The organism is Solemya elarraichensis gill symbiont (assembly GCF_002021095.1).
Classification (GTDB): domain Bacteria; phylum Pseudomonadota; class Gammaproteobacteria; order Chromatiales; family Chromatiaceae.
Genome location: NZ_MPRK01000205.1, coordinates 1 through 3,067 on the forward strand (window position 1 = coordinate 1; position 3,067 = coordinate 3,067).

A 3,067-nucleotide genomic window follows, 5' to 3' on the forward strand; every position below is an offset into this window, starting at 1 on the left:
TATGGCAACCCCTATAATCCCTTTACTACCAATCCCTTCTCCACAAACAGATTCAACTGGAACGGGTCAGATGGACGCACCCCCTTCCCGTCAGACGACCCCTGGCTCGATGAACTGCCACTCGGCTCGGAGGACTCTCCCTTCTTCCGCATTGCTCCTGTTGCAAAGCTATCGGGGCGTTGGCTCGGTCAGTATGGTGACGGCATCTGGTTCAAGCGCGGCTGGTTGCGTTTCTATCGGATTGATGACTACCACGATGGTCGCTATAGGGTAAAAGGGCAATACCTGTACGTTTCTCTCAACGACGGCCAACGCTATATCCGCTTCCGCTATGCGGTGGAGGATGATCTGCTGGCACTGAGAAGCGAATCTGGCACTACCTATCTTTACCAGCGTTTTGAAGAAGAGGATGACGACGACTCATCCGATGACGAGTTTGACACCGACGACTAGCAGCAGCACCGAGAATATCCGCTTAATGGTCGCTACCGGCAACGTATGTGCGAGATGGGCACCGAAAGAGACCGTCAGCACACTGGCTGCCACAACACCGAATATCGCCGGCCAGTAGAGGAAACCGCTCGACCACTCAGGCAGCGCACTGTTACCCCAGCCGCTGATCAGAAATCCAACGGCACCGGAAACCGCAATCGGCAGGCCCACTGCACTCGATGTCGCAACCGCATTGACCACCGGCACCCTGTGCCACGCAAGGTAGGGAACCGTCAGGGTACCGCCGCCAATACCGACAATCGCCGAGATTGCACCGATAACCGCACCCGCTGCCGAGACAAAGAGTTGCGACGGTAAATCATTATGCCCTTCAACCTTGCTGCTGAGCAGCATACGCAGACCGGCAATGATGACGAAAGCACCAAATATACGCTGCAACCAGAGTGTCTCGAGAATACTCGCCAACCAGGCTCCGGCAAGACCGCCGATGATAATACCCGGCGTCAAACGGCGAAACAGTTCCCAGCGTACTGCACCACGCCTGTGGTGAGCCCGGATCGAGCCCATGGATGTTGCAACGATGGTTGCCAGTGAGGAACCGACAGCAAGGTGCATGACGATAGACTCATCAAAACCCTGGGCGCGGAAAAGGTAGACCAGAACCGGAACAATGACGAGACCACCCCCGACACCAAGCAGGCCGGCGAGCACGCCTGCCGCCGCTCCGACTGTCAGATAAATGAGAACGTCTATCATTCCGGCATTTTCCTTGCATAATTACTTGACGTGCATGTTACATGGATTCAGGATGTTGCCAAATAAAGATTCAAGCAGTATCCAAATATGAAAATCAGAAAAGTGTGCATTCTCGGCGGCACAGGTTTTGTCGGCCGGCATGTTGCCTATGAACTCTCACGTCGCGGCATGCCGTGCCGCATTCCGAGCCGCCGGCCTCACAGGGCCCGTGATATCCAACTGCTGCCAGGCTGCGAGGTCACCCAAATCGGGAAATTTGAAACCGCAGAGCTACAGGAGCAGTTCAAGGGGTGTGATGCCGTCATTAACCTGGTTGGCATCCTCAACCCCAGCCGCAACAGCAGCTATCACGATATCCATGCGGAACTGGTGTCGCATGTTGTTGATGCTGCAATTAACTCCAATGTTAAACACCTGCTGCACATGAGTGCCATCAACGCCAGTGAATCGTGCGGCAAGAGCAACTATTTACGCTCCAAGGGTGAAGGCGAGAATCGTGCGCATACACTGAGCAGGCACCATATTGCCGTCACCAGCTTCCGCCCATCGGTGATCTTTGGTCCAGAAGACAGCTTCATTAACCGTTTCAACAGACTGATGAAACTGCCGGGTCCACTGCCACTCGCCTGCCCCGGTGCAAAATTTGCCCCTGTCTATGTCAATGACGTGGCTCTCGCCATCGCCAATGCAATCGGCTCAGAGGAGACTTTTGGCAAGCGCTACGAACTCTGTGGTCCCAAGGTCTTCACACTGCACGATATTGTCGACTACATCATCAAGCACACTGGCAGGCACAAAACAGTCATTGCACTGGGCAAAAACTCCTCCATGCTGCAGGCTGCGCTGCTCGGCCTGGTGCCCGGAAAACCCTTCACGCTGGATAATTATCGCTCCCTGCAGACCCCTGCAATTTGCTCAAGAGACGGACTTGCCAAGCTGGGAATTACGGCGACATCGATGGACCAGGTCGTACCGGATTATCTCAGATGAGCCGAATCTGGCTCAGTGTCGGCAGCAATATCGAGCGCGAACTGCATATCACTGAGGCGTTGTTACAACTTGAGTCTGAACTTGGAAAGGCGATCCTCTCGCCTTACTATGAAAGCCCGGCAGAGGGGTTTGAGGGGCCGGATTTCATCAACCTGGTTGCCGGTTACGATACAGATAAAAGTCCGGCGGAGTTGATCAGGCTCTTCAACAGCATTGAATCCGGGCTTGGACGCACCCGCACAGAGAAAAAATTCTCATCGAGAACTATCGATATCGATCTGCTCACCTACGGTGACCAGGTGATCGAGGTGATGGGCAAGCAACTACCGCGTGATGATATCCTCAAGTACAGCTTTGTACTCAAGCCGCTTGCCGATGTTGCGGCTGATGAAGTGCATGTACTGACCGGAAAAACCTATCAACAGCACTGGGATGAATTCACCCCGAAAGATCGACTTGTCAGGTTGTAACGACGGGCAACCTGCCCGTGATATGCTAGTGTTTGTCTAAACACACGGAAGAGTTTGAAAATGGATATTTCAACAAAGACAATCATTGCAGGCAGCCTCCTGCTGATGACATCAACAGTCTGTGCCAGCGGCGGGGGGGGGGCTGGTCTCGATTGCGGCCTTCATGCTTGGCTGGGCTCTCATACCGGCTGCTTTCTTTCTCAGTATGACTGTTACCAGGCGATCTGACGGCATACCGGCCAAAATTCCGCTGGTCCTGTTCCTGCTATGCATGGTGATTTTTACAGGATCCCTGGGTGCACTAATTGTGTCACATCTGTGGATTGAGGATGATCTGGAACTTACAAAAGCTTTAGCATCAAGTTTCTATTTTTTCACATTTTACTTCAAAGAGATTC

5 protein-coding genes are annotated in these 3,067 nt (G+C 53.2%); 4 read left to right on the top strand and 1 reads right to left on the bottom strand.

The window, feature by feature from the left end; translation table 11 throughout:
* The coding region (locus BOW51_RS11230) for a hypothetical protein (RefSeq protein WP_167367297.1) at window positions 1-453 on the top strand (453 nt) is incomplete at its 5' end.
* Here the strand turns inward: BOW51_RS11230 and BOW51_RS09035 are convergent.
* Window positions 421-1,209: a sulfite exporter TauE/SafE family protein gene (locus BOW51_RS09035; protein ID WP_078477440.1), complete on the bottom strand. Its 789-nt coding sequence runs from the start codon at window positions 1,207-1,209 to the stop codon at window positions 421-423. The two genes, BOW51_RS11230 and BOW51_RS09035, sit on opposite strands and share 33 nt — an antisense overlap.
* Window positions 1,210-1,296: 87 nt before the next feature.
* Here BOW51_RS09035 and BOW51_RS09040 point away from each other — a divergent pair, with 87 nt between their 5' ends.
* From BOW51_RS09040 to BOW51_RS11430, 3 genes are all read left to right on the top strand, one after another.
* Window positions 1,297-2,199, top strand: a complete 903-nt coding sequence (locus tag BOW51_RS09040; protein ID WP_078477441.1) for a complex I NDUFA9 subunit family protein — start codon at window positions 1,297-1,299, stop codon at window positions 2,197-2,199.
* Window positions 2,196-2,669, top strand: a complete 474-nt coding sequence (gene folK / locus BOW51_RS09045) for a 2-amino-4-hydroxy-6-hydroxymethyldihydropteridine diphosphokinase (RefSeq protein WP_078477442.1) — start codon at window positions 2,196-2,198, stop codon at window positions 2,667-2,669. The genes BOW51_RS09040 and folK overlap by 4 nt, the downstream gene beginning before the upstream one ends.
* Window positions 2,670-2,832: 163 nt before the next feature.
* The coding region (locus BOW51_RS11430; RefSeq protein ID WP_217349023.1) for a hypothetical protein at window positions 2,833-3,067 on the top strand (235 nt) is incomplete at its 3' end.

What these genes read in the sequence shown, in the direction of transcription:
- BOW51_RS09035 (WP_078477440.1), bottom strand. Translation starts at nt 1,209, where the DNA reads ATGATAGACGTTCTCATTTATCTGACAGTCGGAGCGGCGGCAGGCGTG.
- BOW51_RS09040 (WP_078477441.1), top strand. Translation starts at nt 1,297, where the DNA reads ATGAAAATCAGAAAAGTGTGCATTCTCGGCGGCACAGGTTTTGTCGGC.
- folK (WP_078477442.1), top strand. Translation starts at nt 2,196, where the DNA reads ATGAGCCGAATCTGGCTCAGTGTCGGCAGCAATATCGAGCGCGAACTG.